The organism is Pokkaliibacter sp. CJK22405, from assembly GCF_046614695.1.
Classification (GTDB): Bacteria; Pseudomonadota; Gammaproteobacteria; order Pseudomonadales; family Balneatricaceae; genus Pokkaliibacter.
In genome coordinates, this window is sequence record NZ_JBKKHQ010000027.1 from 24,385 (window position 1) to 40,068 (window position 15,684).

Annotated in this window: 15 protein-coding genes; 6 read left to right on the forward strand and 9 right to left on the reverse strand. The window is 53.3% G+C overall.

The features are described 5' to 3' along the window. Positions 1-18: 18 nt before the first annotated feature. A complete protein-coding gene (gene purF / locus ACKC9G_RS17220) occupies positions 19-1,533 on the forward strand; it encodes an amidophosphoribosyltransferase (RefSeq protein ID WP_411407691.1) in 1,515 nt (504 codons plus the stop codon). Positions 1,534-1,728: 195 nt separating this feature from the next. On the opposite strand, the gene ACKC9G_RS17225 is transcribed toward purF, so the two are convergent. The 4 genes from ACKC9G_RS17225 to ACKC9G_RS17240 all read right to left on the reverse strand — a co-directional run bounded on the left by ACKC9G_RS17225 (position 1,729) and on the right by ACKC9G_RS17240 (position 6,615). Further along, complete coding sequence (locus ACKC9G_RS17225) at positions 1,729-3,648, reverse strand: methyl-accepting chemotaxis protein (RefSeq protein WP_411407693.1); 1,920 nt, start codon at positions 3,646-3,648, stop codon at positions 1,729-1,731. Positions 3,649-4,174: 526 nt separating this feature from the next. After that, on the reverse strand, positions 4,175-4,837 hold the full coding sequence (locus tag ACKC9G_RS17230) for an anthranilate synthase component II (RefSeq protein ID WP_411407695.1): 663 nt from the start codon (positions 4,835-4,837) through the stop codon (positions 4,175-4,177). Further along, positions 4,834-6,243 carry an anthranilate synthase component I family protein gene (locus ACKC9G_RS17235; protein WP_411407697.1) on the reverse strand — a complete coding sequence of 470 codons (1,410 nt, stop codon included), beginning with the start codon at positions 6,241-6,243 and terminating at the stop codon, positions 4,834-4,836. Before ACKC9G_RS17235 ends, ACKC9G_RS17230 begins: the two co-directional genes overlap by 4 nt. A 126-nt stretch (positions 6,244-6,369) precedes the next feature. Beyond that, positions 6,370-6,615: a Trp family transcriptional regulator gene (locus ACKC9G_RS17240; protein ID WP_411407699.1), complete on the reverse strand. Its 246-nt coding sequence runs from the start codon at positions 6,613-6,615 to the stop codon at positions 6,370-6,372. Positions 6,616-6,726: 111 nt separating this feature from the next. On the opposite strand from ACKC9G_RS17240, the gene ACKC9G_RS17245 reads away from it, so the two are divergent. Next, positions 6,727-7,410, forward strand: coding sequence for a lysozyme inhibitor LprI family protein (locus tag ACKC9G_RS17245; RefSeq protein WP_411407701.1), 684 nt, complete (start codon positions 6,727-6,729; stop codon positions 7,408-7,410). Between the two features lie 87 nt (positions 7,411-7,497). Here the strand turns inward: ACKC9G_RS17245 and aguA are convergent, their stop codons facing one another. From aguA to ACKC9G_RS17265, 4 genes are all read right to left on the reverse strand, one after another. Continuing rightward, the gene (aguA, locus tag ACKC9G_RS17250; RefSeq protein WP_411407703.1) at positions 7,498-8,595 is read right to left on the reverse strand and encodes an agmatine deiminase; all 1,098 of its coding nucleotides are present in this window, start codon (positions 8,593-8,595) and stop codon (positions 7,498-7,500) included. Between the two features lie 2 nt (positions 8,596-8,597). Beyond that, entirely contained in the window at positions 8,598-9,470 is an 873-nt protein-coding gene (aguB, locus tag ACKC9G_RS17255) for an N-carbamoylputrescine amidase (RefSeq protein ID WP_411407705.1), read from the reverse strand. 244 nt (positions 9,471-9,714) lie between these two features. Further along, positions 9,715-10,374, reverse strand: a complete 660-nt coding sequence (locus ACKC9G_RS17260) for a TetR/AcrR family transcriptional regulator (RefSeq protein ID WP_411407707.1) — start codon at positions 10,372-10,374, stop codon at positions 9,715-9,717. A 130-nt stretch (positions 10,375-10,504) separates the two neighbouring features. Beyond that, positions 10,505-11,551 (reverse strand): NAD(P)H-dependent flavin oxidoreductase, encoded by a 1,047-nt coding sequence (locus ACKC9G_RS17265; RefSeq protein ID WP_411407709.1) that lies wholly within the window; start codon positions 11,549-11,551, stop codon positions 10,505-10,507. 254 nt (positions 11,552-11,805) lie between these two features. On the opposite strand from ACKC9G_RS17265, the gene ACKC9G_RS17270 reads away from it, so the two are divergent. The 4 genes from ACKC9G_RS17270 to ACKC9G_RS17285 all read left to right on the forward strand — a co-directional run bounded on the left by ACKC9G_RS17270 (position 11,806) and on the right by ACKC9G_RS17285 (position 14,911). Then, positions 11,806-12,504, forward strand: coding sequence for a YebC/PmpR family DNA-binding transcriptional regulator (locus tag ACKC9G_RS17270; protein ID WP_411407711.1), 699 nt, complete (start codon positions 11,806-11,808; stop codon positions 12,502-12,504). A gap of 177 nt (positions 12,505-12,681) precedes the next feature. Next, positions 12,682-13,323: a TetR family transcriptional regulator C-terminal domain-containing protein gene (locus tag ACKC9G_RS17275; RefSeq protein WP_411407713.1), complete on the forward strand. Its 642-nt coding sequence runs from the start codon at positions 12,682-12,684 to the stop codon at positions 13,321-13,323. Positions 13,324-13,405: 82 nt separating this feature from the next. Then, positions 13,406-14,389 (forward strand): MDR family oxidoreductase, encoded by a 984-nt coding sequence (locus tag ACKC9G_RS17280; RefSeq protein ID WP_411407715.1) that lies wholly within the window; start codon positions 13,406-13,408, stop codon positions 14,387-14,389. Between the two features lie 48 nt (positions 14,390-14,437). Beyond that, positions 14,438-14,911: a GFA family protein gene (locus ACKC9G_RS17285; RefSeq protein ID WP_411407717.1), complete on the forward strand. Its 474-nt coding sequence runs from the start codon at positions 14,438-14,440 to the stop codon at positions 14,909-14,911. A gap of 43 nt (positions 14,912-14,954) precedes the next feature. On the opposite strand, the gene ACKC9G_RS17290 is transcribed toward ACKC9G_RS17285, so the two are convergent. Then, positions 14,955-15,659: an NTP transferase domain-containing protein gene (locus tag ACKC9G_RS17290; protein WP_411407719.1), complete on the reverse strand. Its 705-nt coding sequence runs from the start codon at positions 15,657-15,659 to the stop codon at positions 14,955-14,957. Positions 15,660-15,684 lie beyond the last annotated feature (25 nt).

The following is a 15,684-nucleotide window of genomic DNA, read 5'->3' on the forward strand; positions in this document are numbered from 1 at the left end:
TAATCTGAGGTGAACTTCATGTGTGGTATCGTCGGCATCGTTGCCAATTCCCATGTCAATCAGGAAATCTTTGATGCCCTGACTGTCCTCCAGCATCGGGGGCAAGACGCGGCAGGAATGGTGACCAGTCAGCAAGGACGGTTTTTTCTTCGCAAGGACAATGGACAAGTGCGTGATGTTTTCCGTACTCGTCATATGAAACAGCTCTTGGGTAATGTGGGTATCGGTCATGTGCGTTACCCCACTGCAGGTAGCTCAAGTGCGGCAGAGGCACAGCCGTTCTATGTGAACTCACCCTACGGTATTGCACTGGCCCATAACGGTAACCTGACCAATACCAGAGAACTTGCAGAAGACCTCTTCCGTGAGGATCTTCGCCATCTTAATACCACCTCAGACTCTGAAGTTTTGCTCAACGTTCTGGCCCATGAGCTGCAAGTGCAGCACAAAATGGTGCTGACGCCTGACTGCCTGTTTGAGGCTATGGGTAAAGTCTACGACCGTATTCGTGGCGCCTATGCTGTGGTCGCGCTTATTACCGGCTACGGTATTCTTGGTTTCCGTGATCCCAACGGTATTCGTCCAATGTGTATTGGCGTGCGTGAAACTGAGAAGGGCCATGAGTACATGATCGCTTCTGAAAGCTGTGCGCTTTTGGGTGGTGGTTTCCGCCTGCTGCGTGACGTAGAGCCAGGCGAAGCGGTATTTATTACTGAAGATGGCAAGCTGCACAGTAAAGTATGTGCAAAAGCGACGACATATCGTCCCTGTATTTTCGAACATGTCTATCTGGCTCGTCCTGACTCCATCATTGATGGTATTTCAGTGTACAAAGCACGTTTGCGCATGGGTGAGTTTCTGGCTGACAAGGTCAGTAATGAGCGCCCTGATCATGATATTGATGTTGTTATTCCTATCCCGGATACCAGCCGTACTGCGGCCATGCAGATGGCACTGAAGCTGGGTGTCAAAATGCGTGAAGGCTTTGTAAAGAACCGCTATATCGGTCGTACCTTCATCATGCCGGGTCAGAAAGTGCGTGAGAAATCCGTGCGCCAGAAGTTAAGCCCCATTGAGCTTGAGTTCAAAGATCGTGTGGTCATGCTGGTCGATGATTCTATCGTGCGCGGTACCACTTCACGTCAGATCATTGAGATGGCGCGTGAGTGCGGCGCTAAGAAGGTGTACATCGCTTCTGCCGCTCCTGCGATTCGCTTCCCGAACGTTTACGGTATTGATATGCCTGCTGTTCAGGAGTTGGTTGCTCATGGTCGTACTGAGCAGGAAGTGTGCGACTACATCGGTGCAGACTGGCTGGTATATCAGGATCTTGACGATCTGATCGCATCTACTGAAGGTGCGGATTCTCCTGCTACTGAGTTCGACTGCTCTGTATTCAACGGCCAGTACATTACTGGTGACGTGGATGAAGCCTACTTCCAGGCGCTACAGGCAGCTCGTAATGATGAAGCCAAAGCCCTGGACCCATCATTGGTTGAGAATGAAACTGCGGATATGCTGAAGCGTCTGTAAGCTTATTCGGGTAACGGAAAACCGGCATTCACTGCCGGTTTTTTTATGCCCTGAAAAAGCAAAGCGGGTGGGCCAGTCAGGGAGCGGAGCCGATCAGCGGCAGCAAGGGGGGGGGGGCGCTCTGGTGGCCACGTTGTGGTGCAAGTAAAAAAATACCCGGACAGCGCCGGGTATGTTCAGAGTTTTAGCGACGAATCAGGTACGGTAGTGGTTAACCGTTTTCTGCATTTCATCAGCCGCCAGAGTCAGCTTCTCGCTGTACTCAGAGGTAGTGGCAGAGAGTTTACGGCTATCATTAGACAGCGTTGTAATCTCCTGAATGGACTGGTTGATGTTCTCAACCACCGCCATTTGCTCGCTTGCCGCTGAGGCTAGTGTCTGATTAAAGGAGTCCACTTCCGATACATCGGTAATGATGGCCTGCAGAATATCAGAGAGGCTGGAGATGTCGGATGCGTTTTGCTTCGCACTCTCGCTATTTTCGTACATCACGCTCTGGGCGCGTCGAACGTCAGACTGCAAGCGCTCGATCATTTTATGAATTTCTTCTGTTGAGGCCTGAGTACGGCTCGCCAGAGAACGAACCTCATCCGCTACCACCGCAAAACCACGGCCCTGCTCACCAGCACGTGCCGCCTCAATCGCCGCGTTCAATGCCAGTAGGTTGGTTTGCTCGGCAATATTCTGAATAACCTCCAGTACTTGCCCGATGCCCTTGCTGGCTTCATTCAGCTCATCAATCACACTAACCGCTTGTTCCATTTGCTCAGACTGGTTCACGATGGCGCCGAGACTATGCTTGAGTCGCTCATCGCCTTCCAGCGCCTTGTGATTGGTGGCGCTGGTCAGGCTGGCTGCGCTTTCAAGACGATGAGTAACGTCCTGTAGGGATGCAGACATTTCATGGATGGCACTGGCGACCTGGTCGGTATTGCTGGACTGTGAAAGCAGTACCTGATTTGAGCGAGCCGCAATATTTGAAAGCTCAGCCGATGAGCTGGTGAGGGTGCCGCTCATCTCCTTCACATGAGAGACCGTATGCTGAATCTGGTCCAGCAGTTTGTCGAACTCCTGTGACATCAGGGAGACTTCATCTTTACCGGTGTAGTTAAGACGCAGCGTCAGATCACCATCACCTGCGGTGATTTCCTTGATGCGCTCAATGACCTTACTCAGTGGACTGGAAACCATGGTACGAAGCATCAGCAAAACAGCCACAATGACAATCACGCCGGCGATGATGATCTTGGCCAGAAGAGAGCCCGTTTGCGAGGCAATCATGGAATTGACTTCGTCATCATCGTAAGCAGTAACGATGGTATAGCCCCAGGCATCATAAGGTGTCTTTTTCACCTGCCAGCCATCTGCACCTTTCAGTGCTGATTCAACGGTGTCTTGGTCGACAGTAGATGAGAAGGCACGAATACGGTCTTTGTTATCAATCAATGCGACGAAGCCATGTTCCATGACGCGAGTGCTGGCGATGTAGTCAGTCAGGGTCGCAAGGTCAGCCTTATAACCGACATACCAGATACCAACGGTGTTGCCACTGGCGTCATGCATGGGTTCATAGCCAGTGAGGTAGGGGTTGCCGAGAATATCAACCTGGCCATAAAACGCGGTATTAGCGTTGATTTTTTTGATCGCGCCGCCGCCGGGCGCGAGGATAGTGCCGATAGCACGGCCCTTATCCGTCATGACGTTAGTGGATACACGAACATATTCATCACCGGATTTCACAAAGAGAGTCGCGGTACCGCCCATCTTGGCGGTGATGCCATCAACCAGATCAAAGTTGTTCGCTTGAGGTTTGTCGCCCAGAAGCAGCTGAGGCACCTGTTTCTCTTTGACTGTCACCTGACTGCCAAGAGTAGGAGTGCCGATTTGCTTACCCTGTTCCATGAGTTGGGCCATGCTACTTTTCACGCGCTCTTTCATGAGTGCGTCAGTAACATCAAGAATTCGCTGGGTCTGTTGAGTGGCTTCATCACTTTGCCGCTTAGCGTCAGCGAGTGTGTCTTTATTCACTCCGCTAATGGTCAGTGCGCCAGTGATCACAATCATGAGCACGATCAGGCTGGTGAGGGCGATCACAAATTTACGCGCGATGGTCATTGCTTCATCTCCATTAGATACGGCTCCAGAGAACGTAAAGAGAGGTTTTTCAGACTAATAGCAGAGTGAGGTAAATCGCGTCGGAAAGGGTGTCGTTGTTGCATAGCCAATCCTTGTAAGCGAAATACATACCGAATCATTTCACCGAGACTATTACAGACTGAAAACTTACGACTGTCATGACATGAGTCAACATTTTGCTGACAAAGAAGAATGTATACCGTCATCTTGCTTTCAAGTTGTACCAATCAAGGAAGATTAATGAATCATGTAAAGCTTAACTCTGACTTAAATCTGAAACAGCCTCGGTGCTGAACGTGTTAGCCCTGAGAGTTGACCCATAAATTTTTTGGATTCATCTGAACCTAGTACGTTTGAACACTATTGTCAGATCAAATTTTGAACAGAGAGTGTTTTGGAGTGCAGGCTGTTAAGAAATCGCCAATTAGCAATGGCGATCCAGAATGGAAACGCCCGGTTATACCGGGCGTGAATGGTCGGGGAGTTTTAGCCTGTGAGAGTGTGTTCAGGCGTGAAAGAGGAAGTTAGATACCAATTCTTTACCGCCTTCCGTCGCAAAAGACTCCGGATGGAACTGGATGCCATGAATAGGATAGTCCCGGTGTTGAACACCCATCAGCTCGAACTTGCCGCCTTGGCGAACCGTTTCCAGATTGACGAAGTCTTCACGCTGAAGAGCACCTACACTGGCAGTCACGCGCAGGCAGTCCGGGAAGCTTTCTGCCTCGGCCATCAGGGAGTGATAGCGCATTACCTCCAGCTGATCCGGTGTGTCTTGAAATACGCTGCTGCCATCGTGAGTGATGGGGCTGGTTTTACCGTGCATGGGTAAAGGGGCTTTCACGACCTTGCCACCGAACACATGAACAATCCCCTGCATACCCAGACAAACACCCAGTAAGGGGATGGTTTTCCCTAGTTCAAGAATCACCTCGGCGCAGACGCCAAAATAGCTGGCATCTTCAGGAGAACCGGGCCCCGGCGAGATAATGATCCGGTCCGGGTTATAGTCCCGGATATCAGCCAGCGTCACTTCATCATTACGTTTTACAACGACTTCAAAATGACTGATGCGACCCTGGAACTGCTCGGACTGCAGAATTTCCCCAACGAACTGATAAAGGTTGTAGGTGAAAGAGTCGTAGTTATCGATGATATAAACCTTCATGCCTCTTCTCCTTTCACCATAAACATTTCCAGCACTTTGCGGGTGCCGGCAAACTTGCGCTGGATCTCCTGATATTCATCTTCAGGGTTAGAGTCGTAGACATTACCGCCACAGGTTTGTACGTAGCTCTCTTCGCCGTTGGCAAAAATAGTGCGAATCGGGATAGCGAAAATGCAGTCACCATTAAAGGAGAAGTGACCTAAGGCACCGCCGTAGGGGCCGCGGCCTTCTGACTCCAGTCCGTCGATAATCTTCATGGCCTCAATTTTCGGCGCTCCGGTGAGTGTGCCTGCCGGGAAGTTACTGGCGAGGGCTGAGAACATATCCTCACTTTCCGCCAGGATGCCGACGATCTCTGAGGAGATATGCTGAACGTGACTGAAGCGCTTGATGTCCATAAGGCTGCGGACCTTGACCGTGCCAAACTGGGCCACACGGCCAATATCGTTACGGTGCAGATCAACGATCATGTTGTGCTCGGCGATCTCTTTCGGATCGTTCAGGAGCTTGCGTGCCAGCGCTGTATCTTCCTGAGGTGTTTTGCCTCGACCGGCGGTACCGGCCAGCGGGAAGGTTTCCATTTCGCCCTGACGCAGGCGGAACAGCAGCTCAGGGCTGGCGCCAATCATCTTCTGGTCACCAAACTTGACGTAATACATCTGTGGCGAAGGATTCACTTCACGTAGCTGCTCGTAAAGGTTAATGGTGTCGCCTTCGAGCCTGAAGCGGGATTTGAAGCCGACTTCGGCCTGAAAAATTTTACCGTCGATAATGTCCTGCTTCACCTTCATGACCGCATCGGCATGCTGCTCACGGCTCATGGTTTCGCCAAGCGGGGTGATTTTTAGCTCGCCGTTACCCTCATAAGGGCTTTCGATCAGCGCTTTGATTTGCTCGTAGCGGTTCTCATCGTAGTAGAAGTAGAAGACTTCACCCGTCATCTTGTCGAGTGTCAGGCCATCCTTGTACAAGCCAAAGCGGAAGGCATCGAACATCTCGCTGCTTTGAATATTGAGCGAGGGCTCAAAGTAGTTCATGGCATCGTAACCAAGGTAACCGGTCAGTCCACCGGCATAACGGCGAGAAATAATGTTCTGGGGAATGATGTCACGCAGCAGGTAATACGGATTTTCGCTGTCGTAGGCTTCGGTGTTGCCATCACGGTCCTCAATAAAAAGGGTCTTTCCCTGAGCGTAAAGCTGTTTTTCAGGGTCAAAACCGATTATCGAATGGCGGGAGATGTGGCTTTCCTCGCCGAGGGACTCCAGCATAAAGCAGCTGTCGAAGCGCTTATCGATCTTTTTAAACAGATCGAAGAAATCGATATCGGTCGCAAGCATCACATACTTGGGCTTACGGGGCAGTGACAGCATGGCGGGTTTGGCTGTCGAAATAGAGGCATTCATGAGCAAACTCACTTATGACAAAGAGGATTCAGGCGTAGGGGTCAGTGAATGACAAGAGCATTCGTCAGATTTCGGGACGCTAGCGACGCCATCGATGGTGCCCGTGAGCATAGGGTAAGGGAGTGTTCATCTGCCTGAAGCCTTGAGTGCACGTGAGCCGCGTGTCACTGTGGCAATGCCCACGCCGAGTGTTTCCGCAATCTGGCGCTGAGGAACTCCCTCTTCCAGCATGCGGAAAATCTGCAGCCGCTTACCGATTTCGCTAAGCTCTGCGGGGGTGAGTAATGCCTGAAGTGCCTGTTCCATATCCTCTGCCGTTTTCATGGACAGAAGGTGGTTCAGTAAAGGCTCAAGATAGATGTCTGTATTCATGTACTAGTACGATATTGATTTTTTAATAGATCGCAAGCTTTTTCTTAACTATTTCAATCATTAAGCAGTCAGCACTGGCTGCCGTGAGCGGATCTGGCAAGGGTCTCACTTATGAACATCAGGAGCATTAGCACCTTGGTCGTGCTTGCACTGGCCAGTCTTTTCAGCGTTGCAGGGCTGGCTGCCGGATTTAACTGTGCGACAGCCACCGGGCAGGTAGAGAAAGCGATCTGTGCCTCAGCACCGATTTCCCGCTTGGATGAAGAGATGACGGATATTCTTGCCAATGCCATTAAACTCAACCGGGAAAAGCAGGCTGTACTGGAAGCCGGCCAGCGCGCCTGGATCAGACAGCGGGACAGTCAGTGTATTAATGGGCAGGTGAATCGTTGTCTGGTGGAAAGTTATGGCCAGCATATGGCGTGGATTTACCTTACCTCTGAGACTGATAACCTTCGTCGAGTCAAAGACATCTGCAGCAAGGCGCCCAGCTTTTCCGATGCCATTATGTCCGGCAGTCAGCCTGATCATCGGCTCGACAGTTACATGCAGGCTCGTTGCACGTTGGGAGTCGTAAAAGCTATCGGTAGCGAACGGCTGAACGATGCCGACTGGGAGAGCCGGATAGAAACCCTGAGCGGTTTGATTGGGGAGATGGCCTATGCGCTTGAGACAAAACGCAAGGACTGTGATGCCGCCTGTGTGGCAAGGCATCCGCTGGACGTAGGGCAGGCCATGACTAGCTATCTGAATCGGATTATCGATCAGTATTACGCGTTCAGAAATGCCCCCTGACTGGATCGCCTTCCGCGCGTTTCAAGAGATACAAAAAAACCGCTGTCAGGGCAGCGGTTTTTTATCAGAAACAGGACGTCCCGGGGCTTAGCCAGCAGGTTGTTGTTGCGTCAGACAGTGGATGTTGCCACCACCCAGCAAAAACTCCCGGCCGGGGATCATGACAATCTCACGGTCAGGGAAGCAGCTCTGCAGGATAGCGCGAGCTTCTTCGTCTGTTTCCACATCAAACTTCGGCGCAATGATGCCGCCATTGACGATCAGGAAGTTCACGTAGCTGCCAGCCAGTCGATGGCCTGACTGACGAGAGTGGGCGTCCGCGACCTGATCAATGGTCTCGCACTCTTCCTCGGTAGAGTAGAGCGGGCCTGGAACCGGCACCTTATGTACCTTGATTTTCCGGCCTTTGGCATCAACCACTGACTCAAGGACAGCCATCGCCTGCTGGCAACGGCTGTAGTTAGGGTCGTTTTGATCGTCCGTCCATGCCAGTAATACTTCGCCTGGCTGAGTGAAGCAGCAGAAGTTATCAACGTGGCCGTCGGTCTCATCATTGAAAAGACCCCATGGCAGCCAGATAACCTGCTCGATATTCAGATAGTCACGCAGCTTGGCTTCAATCTCTTCCCGGTTCATGTGCGGGTTACGGTTACTGTTCAACAGGCACTCTTCAGTGACCAGAACGGTGCCTTCGCCATCGACATGGATAGAACCGCCTTCCAGTACAAATTCAGGCGTGCTGTAACGGTCAACCTTTTCCATGGACAGCACCTTGTGGGCGACCTGCTGGTCCCGATTCCAGGGGAAATACAGGCCGCCGTTGAAGCCGCCCCAGCAGTTGAAATCCCAGTCGACACCACGAACGTCACCTTTGTCATTGATCACAAAGGTCGGGCCGGTATCACGTACCCAGGCATCATCGGCACTGATCTCGACAACGCGAACATCCAGATGCGCAAGCTGTGTACTGGCATTTTCATACTGCTTGGCAGAAACGCCGATGCTGACCGGAACAAAGCGGGAAATCGCTTCTGCCATGGCAGCATGAGCTTTCTGTACCGCTTTGGCACCTAAACGCCAGTTATCTGTGCGCTCAGGCCAGAGCATCCAGACCTGATCCTGCCTGGCCCATTCGGCGGGCATGTAAAAGCCATCAGCGCGTGGCGTTGAGTTCAGGGTTTTCATGCTCACTTGACTCCGTCCAGTGTTTTGACGGGGCTATAGAGTTCAGGGCGACGGTCGCGGAACACCCCCCACGCTGAGCGGATCTTTTCCAGTTCATCCAGGTCAAAGGTGTGAACCAGAATGCCTTCTTCGGTTTCGTTCAGCTCGGCGACTTTCTCGCCGAATTGGTTGGCGATAAAGGAGGAGCCGTAGAAGGTGATGTCATAACCATCCTGCTCCTCTTTACCGATACGGTTGGAGGCAATCAGTGGCATGACGTTGGCGCCGGCATGGCCCTGCTGAACACGCTGCCAGTGATCGCGTGAGCTGATGGTGGAATCGTGTGGCTCGCTGCCGATGGCGGTCGGGTAGAACAGCAGCTCTGCACCCATCAACGCCATGGAGCGGGCAGTTTCGGGGAACCACTGATCCCAGCAGATGCCGACGCCGATGCGGCCAAACCGGGTATTCCAGACTTTGAAGCCAGTATCGCCCGGATTGAAGTAATACTTTTCATGATAGCCCGGGCCATCAGGAATATGGCTCTTACGGTACAGGCCCAGCATGGAGCCATCGGCATCAATAACGACGACGGAGTTAAAGCGCGCACGGCCTGCCAGCTCAAAGAAGCTGATAGGCAGCACAACGTTCAGCTCTTTTGCCAGCTTCTGAAAATGCTGGATGGCTGGATTTTCTTCAACGGTAGTGGCCAGCAGCAGATAGTCAGCATTGGGCTTCTGGCAGAAGTAGGGCGTCTCGAACAGCTCCTGAATCAGCACGATGTTCGCACCTTTGGCTACGGCGTCGCGCACGTGCTTTTCCGCTTTGGCGATGTTGTTCTCTCGATCCCAGCTACAGGACATCTGGGTGGCGGCGACGGTAACGTTGCGAGTCATAGTGATCCTCATTGAGTGTCTGACGTCTTGGGGTAACCAGCAGGTCTGGCCTCGCGAAAGCGCGTTGTGGCAATAACTATGCTGGCGATATCGGAGCAGGGCAACCGACACAGAATCAGGTCGGCGGGTTAATGCGATTGACGACAGTATCCGCTGCTCGAGAGCGCACTTTATAGTCGATAGTTATCGGTAAATAAAGTGTTTTAAACTATATAGAACAAATTTTATGGATCTAAATTCGATATTAATCGGTGTTTTGCTGTGGGGTGTTGGCTGTCTGGCATTTCAGCGGCAGATAGCGGGGCAGATACAGCCCAAGATAAGCCAACCCGGCCCGATAACCTTCTTCCGCATAGTCAGCATGAATGTACCCAAAGCGCTGCACACTCAGGCCGTACAGGCGGTCTGACAGCTGCATGCTGATATCGAAGATATCCAGATGCTGAGGCAGGGCAGGCAGAACGAAGTAATGCTGAAAGAGCGCGGCCATGGCTTCGCTTAACCGCAGATCATGCTGACGGTCGAGGGTTTGAACATCCACCAGCCCATGATTGCTCAGGATTAACTGGCGGGCAGCCTCATCGTTCTGATAGACCCTAAGGGTGCGGGCTTCGATCTGGTGCAGCAGCTCTTGCCAGTCCTTGGGCTGATAGTCGCCAGGGAAGGAAAGCGCATCCAGCATGGCCTCATGTACGCGGGCCGTCAGCGCGGTGAGTAGCGCCTGAACATTGGGAAAAAAGTGATAAACCGATGACGGAGGAATGCCCGCTGCTTCAGCCACACCATAGATGCTGAGCTCCGCGGGGCCGCCCTGGGCCAACAGCAGCCGTGCAGCGGACAAGACGGCATCAATGCGCGCCTGACTGCTGGCGCGGGGTTTACGGGCACTGCTGCGACTTGCCATAGACACTCCGAAAGGCACTGGGCTTGAGATGTGACGGCGGCAGGCTAGCGCAGGAGCAACGAAGAGGCAACACAGGGGCATTCACCGGAGACCGCCCGACGTTTGCCTCTATGCTCTCAGGGATTAAAAACTACCAACCTGCTTCTTTAGCGAGTGTCTCGACCAAAAGACAGGCGGGCATTTCCCGCGCCAGTCCAACCCCCTGACCTGCCCAATGTGCGGCATAGTCATGGATACCTTTTGCGGCGGCCAGCTTATGCAGTTGCTTGGCTGCATCGTAAGCGATGGGATAGTCCGGCTCGCTACCACGGTGTACTGAGCGATAGAGCTTATTACGAATTCCACGGGCTGCGCGGCCTGAAATCGCCGTGGTAATGGCGGTGTCTTCTGCTTCTGCCTCATGAATCGCATGGCGGTAGGCGCTACTGATCCCTGCTTCCGGGCAGAGCAAAAATGCTGTGCCCATTTGAACTGCGCTCGCTCCCGCTGCCAGCGCTGCTTTAATTGCGGCGCCATCCATAATGCCGCCTGCCGCAATAATGGGCAGCGAAGTGCGCGATCTCAGCCGTCGGGTTAGGGCGAGAGTGCTGATCTGGGCATCGCCCAGCTCAGGATAAAACACACCACGATGACCTCCAGCTTCCATTCCCTGCGCAATAATGGCATCCAGTCCGGCGGCGGCAATGGCATCGGCCTCCGCCAGATTGGTCGCCGTGGCAACAAGACGAATGCCTGCCTGATGGTAACGCTTCACCAGCGTTCGTTCAGGTAAACCGAAATGAAAGCTCACCACCGCCGGACGTAGCTCCAACAGCAGGTTTTGCATGGCTTCATCATCATTGAAAGAGAGGTAGGGGCTGCTCAGGATCTCGGGTACGGGTTCACCCAGTTCAGTGAACCAGTTCGCCATCTTTTGCAGCCAGCGGCTTTCTCGCTCTGGATTGGCCGTTGGGGTTTTATGACAGAAAACATTGATATTGATCGGGTAGTGCGTCAGTGCCTGAGTGCGCTTGATCACCTCGCGGGCTTGTGCTGCATTCATGGCGCCAATACCCAGAGCGCCCATACCGCCTGCGTTGCTGACGGCCGCGGCCAGATCCGGGGTGGACACGCCCGCCATGGGCGCTTGTAACAAGGGATAACGTAACTTCAGGGCATGCAAGAAATCCGTCGACATGGTGCCGTTATCTCCCGAAATTGGAGGGTGACAGGGGTGAGGCAGCTGGCTTGGCGGGCGCAATAACCCGCCTTAGGCTTTGCCTATCTCTTGTGCCTCGGCGTATACTCTCGGCCTGAATTTTTTGACCGTCCGGCCCACAGGGCGCGGGCATTCTCCCATAACAGAGTAACTGTCCTGATCCGGCTTGTCAGGTTGTGTCTTGCAGTCGGATAAGTGAAGGCGGTGCTCAGAGACGAAAGCGAGTACTCCTCATGGGTGCACAATGGAAAGTTAAAGGTAAGGCCGAAGCTGCCAGCCAACGTGGCAAGCTCTTTACCAAATTGACCCGTGAAATCACGGTTTCAGCACGTGCCGGTGCAGAACCTGACATGAACCCACGTCTTCGTATGGCGATCGATGCTGCTCGTAAGGCTTCCATGCCGAAAGACAACATCGAGCGTGCGATCAAGAAAGGCTCCGGTGTTGGTGCCGACTCGGTTGATTACGAACTGGTTACCTACGAAGGTTACGGCCCGCATCAGGTTCCCGTCATTGTTGAGTGTCTGACTGACAACAAAAACCGCACTGCCTCCGATGTACGTGTTGCCTTCCGTACCGGTCAGCTGGGTTCATCCGGTGCAGTGGCCTGGACGTTTGATTATGTCGGCATGATCGAAGCCACTTCCGATGGTGAGAACGATCCTGAAGAGGCTGCGATTGAAGCCGGTGCCCAGGATGTTGAAATCGGCGAGAACAACGAAGTGCTGTTTATCACCGAGCCTTCTGATCTGATGAGCGTTGCCGGTGAGCTGCCTAACTTCGGTATCGAAGTACAGAGCGCCAAACTCGGCTATATGCCAAAGAACCCCGTGAAGCTGGAAGGCGATGCACTGGCCGAAGCCGAAGCGTTCCTTGAAAAGCTGGAAGCCGTCGATGATGTGCAGAACATCTACGTGGGTCTGGATGCCTGATCGCATCCGATAAAGAAAAAGCGCCTCAGGGCGCTTTTTTTGTACCTGTGCGTTGGGCTCATGAGTGGGTTTACATTCACTCCCAAGTCTTTTAGGGTAAGCAAATTAATTAATAGACGTTTGGTCTAAAAAGTCCGGGCGTGTTGATCACTGATAGCACCAGGAATGACTGACACTGTGAAACAACCTGCCCGGCGCGGTCGTCCACCCAAAGTGCGTGGCGATGATCAGGACGTGCGCACTGCACTGATCCGCAAAGGGGTTGAGCTGATGACCGGCCAGGGCTTTCTGGCGACCGGGCTTGAGCCACTTCTGAGCAGCGTAGGCGTACCCAAAGGCTCGTTCTATCATTACTTTGAAAGTAAGGAAGCCTTTGGGCTGGCGGTTATTGAGGCTTATGGGCGCTATTTCATGAAGCGCCTGAACCGCTACTTTGAAGCTACGGATATTACCCCGCTGGCCAGACTTGATGCCTTTATCGAGTCAGCGATTACCGGCATGCAGAAATACGCTTTTGAGCGCGGCTGTCTGGTGGGCAATCTCGGACAGGAGGTCAATCTCTTGCCAGCCTCTCATCAGCAGGCACTTGAGCAAATGCTTAATGACTGGCAGCTGCGTTTGACTCATCTGCTTCAGGAAGCGGTTGAGGTAGGTGAGCTGGCTGCCGAAAGCTGGAAAAAGCCGCAGCGTGAAGAGCTGTCTGCATTTTTCTGGATCGGTTGGGAGGGCGCGGTTCTGCGTGCTCGATTGCAGAAAAGCGAGATGCCTTTGCGTATTTTCTCCCGCCAGTTCTGCGCCTTGTTGCACTCGCCAGACTAAGGCGATATCGCGATGACAAAATTGCCCTTCGGGGCTTTTTTAAACAGATTTACTAGACGTTTGGTCTAATAAGGAGTGCGTCATGTTTTCAGGATTATTAATCGAGAAAGATGAACAGGGTTATCGCTGCACACGGCAGCAGCTGGACGATGCCATACTGCCCGAGGGTAATGTCGAGGTGGCCATCAGCTATAGCACCCTGAACTACAAGGATGCTTTGGCGATTTCCGGCAGTTCTCCGATTGCGCGTACCTTTCCGCTTATTCCTGGTATCGATTTTGTGGGGACGGTCAGCCGCTCGGATGATTCTCTTTTTACGCCGGGTCAGGAGGTGTTGCTTAATGGCTGGGGCGTGGGCGAGTCACACTCGGGTGGACTGGCCCAGAAAGCGCGGGTGAAAGGCGACTGGCTGATAGCCAAGCCCGAGGCAATGAGTGCCAGAGATACCATGGCGGTCGGCACGGCGGGGTACACGGCGATGCTTTGCTTGATGGCGCTGGAGCAACATGGTGTCAAGCCCGACAACGGGCCGGTTCTGGTGACTGGGGCCAATGGTGGTGTGGGTGGCTTTGCTATTTATCTGCTCAGCCAGTTGGGCTTTGACGTCATGGCGTCGACGGGGCGTTTGGAGGAGGCTGAATATCTTAAAAGCCTGGGAGCGGGAACGATTATTCATCGTGATGAGCTGTCTTCCCCCGGTAAGCCGTTGAGCAAAGTGCGCTGGCAAGCCGCGATTGATGCTGTGGGTAGCCATACGTTAGCCAATGTGTGTGCAGCGACCGCCGAGGAAGGCATTGTGGCAGCCTGCGGTCTGGCGCAGGGGATGGATTTTCCCGCCAGTGTGGCCCCTTTTATCTTGCGCGGAGTCACCCTAAGAGGCATTAACTGCGTAACGCGGCCTCGTTCTCTGCGCGAAGAGGCCTGGAAGCGTCTGGCGAGTATGCTTGATAGCAAGGTTCTCACCTCCATGACTCAGGTGATCACACTCGACCAGGCGATTGAAACCAGCAAAGCCATGCTGGCGGGTAAGGTGCGGGGTCGTGTCGTCGTGGATGTGAATGCCTGATCGCTCACTTGTCCGCTCACATTATTGATCATCAAAGGGAGGTGCAGGATGCATCTGGAAGGTTCATGCCATTGCAAAGCGGTGACATTTTCACTGGAATCACCTCATCCTTATCCGTTTAACCGCTGCTACTGCAGTATTTGCCGAAAGACCGCAGGCTCGGGTGGCTACGGTATTAATCTGAGCGGTGTTTACTCGACACTTCGCATTCATTCGGGTGAGACATCGATAAACACTTATCAGGCCAAAATGGGTGATAAGACTTCCACGGGGATTCGCCATTTCTGCCGCGAGTGTGGCTCGGCCCTGTGGCTTTATGATCCTACTTGGCCAGAGCTTGTCCATCCGCATGCCAGCGCGATTGATACACCGCTACCCACACCGCCTGAAGTGGTGCACCTGATGCTGGGCAGTAAACCTGAATGGGTGCAGGTGGATCAAAGTCTGGTGCACCAGAACTTTGAGGAATACCCCGAGGAAAGTATTGCTGACTGGCATCAGAAACGGGGTTTGGAGTGCTGAATGCTAGAGAAAAGTACGCAAACGTGTCATTAGCAGTGAGTCACTAAAGGCCCTGATGAAAGGCGCGCCAGTCTTCAGGGGTGTCGATATCCATGGCGGCCTGGGGCAGTGACAGCTCCAGTCGGTTGGATTGGGCTTTCAATAAGGCTTTGGCACCTTTGTCGCCCTCCAGCTCAGCCAGACCTTCAAAACAAAAAGCCGGAAATATGGCCGGCACGCCGCTGTCGTCGCGGTAGAACGCATTGACGCAGCGCTTGCCGTCAAAGGCATATAACAGGCGGCGATAGTCTTCTGTGGTAAGCAGCGGCTGATCCGCCAGTGCGACCAGAATCCCGTCCCAGGGCGCTTGTTCATTCAGTGCTTTCACGCCGGCAGCCAGAGAGCTGCCCAGACCTTCCTGCCAGTTGGCATGATGCAGCGTGGTGGCAACTTCATCGACCGCATTTTTCACTTCCTCATGATAGGCGCCAGTAATCACCAGGCAGTCTGAACGGGGAAATAGCGGTTGCAGTTGATTAACGCTGTGCCGAACCAGTGAGGTGGTAGTGCTGACGGGCTGGCTTGAGGTAGGGCCGTTATGTGCGGGTTGTGAGGAGAGGGTCAGCAGCTGTTTAGGCTGGCCGAAGCGACGGGCTTCTCCTGCGGCCAGTACCAGCGCCGCAATGCGAAAAGAGGTGGGGGTCTGGGTTTCCAGCACGGCGGGCTCTCCCATGTTGATCCGGCCACGTCGTTTCTGTCGTTGCTGCATTGGGTCTTTCATAGTTAGAAGATCG

What these genes read in the sequence shown, in the direction of transcription:
- ACKC9G_RS17280 (WP_411407715.1), top strand. Translation starts at nt 13,406, where the DNA reads ATGTTTTCAGGATTATTAATCGAGAAAGATGAACAGGGTTATCGCTGC.
- ACKC9G_RS17285 (WP_411407717.1), top strand. Translation starts at nt 14,438, where the DNA reads ATGCATCTGGAAGGTTCATGCCATTGCAAAGCGGTGACATTTTCACTG.
- aguB (WP_411407705.1), bottom strand. Translation starts at nt 9,470, where the DNA reads ATGACTCGCAACGTTACCGTCGCCGCCACCCAGATGTCCTGTAGCTGG.
- ACKC9G_RS17235 (WP_411407697.1), bottom strand. Translation starts at nt 6,243, where the DNA reads ATGAATGCCTCTATTTCGACAGCCAAACCCGCCATGCTGTCACTGCCC.
- ACKC9G_RS17245 (WP_411407701.1), top strand. Translation starts at nt 6,727, where the DNA reads ATGAACATCAGGAGCATTAGCACCTTGGTCGTGCTTGCACTGGCCAGT.
- ACKC9G_RS17290 (WP_411407719.1), bottom strand. Translation starts at nt 15,659, where the DNA reads ATGCAGCAACGACAGAAACGACGTGGCCGGATCAACATGGGAGAGCCC.
- ACKC9G_RS17265 (WP_411407709.1), bottom strand. Translation starts at nt 11,551, where the DNA reads ATGTCGACGGATTTCTTGCATGCCCTGAAGTTACGTTATCCCTTGTTA.
- ACKC9G_RS17225 (WP_411407693.1), bottom strand. Translation starts at nt 3,648, where the DNA reads ATGACCATCGCGCGTAAATTTGTGATCGCCCTCACCAGCCTGATCGTG.
- ACKC9G_RS17230 (WP_411407695.1), bottom strand. Translation starts at nt 4,837, where the DNA reads ATGAAGGTTTATATCATCGATAACTACGACTCTTTCACCTACAACCTT.
- ACKC9G_RS17260 (WP_411407707.1), bottom strand. Translation starts at nt 10,374, where the DNA reads ATGGCAAGTCGCAGCAGTGCCCGTAAACCCCGCGCCAGCAGTCAGGCG.
- ACKC9G_RS17270 (WP_411407711.1), top strand. Translation starts at nt 11,806, where the DNA reads ATGGGTGCACAATGGAAAGTTAAAGGTAAGGCCGAAGCTGCCAGCCAA.
- ACKC9G_RS17240 (WP_411407699.1), bottom strand. Translation starts at nt 6,615, where the DNA reads ATGAATACAGACATCTATCTTGAGCCTTTACTGAACCACCTTCTGTCC.
- purF (WP_411407691.1), top strand. Translation starts at nt 19, where the DNA reads ATGTGTGGTATCGTCGGCATCGTTGCCAATTCCCATGTCAATCAGGAA.
- aguA (WP_411407703.1), bottom strand. Translation starts at nt 8,595, where the DNA reads ATGAAAACCCTGAACTCAACGCCACGCGCTGATGGCTTTTACATGCCC.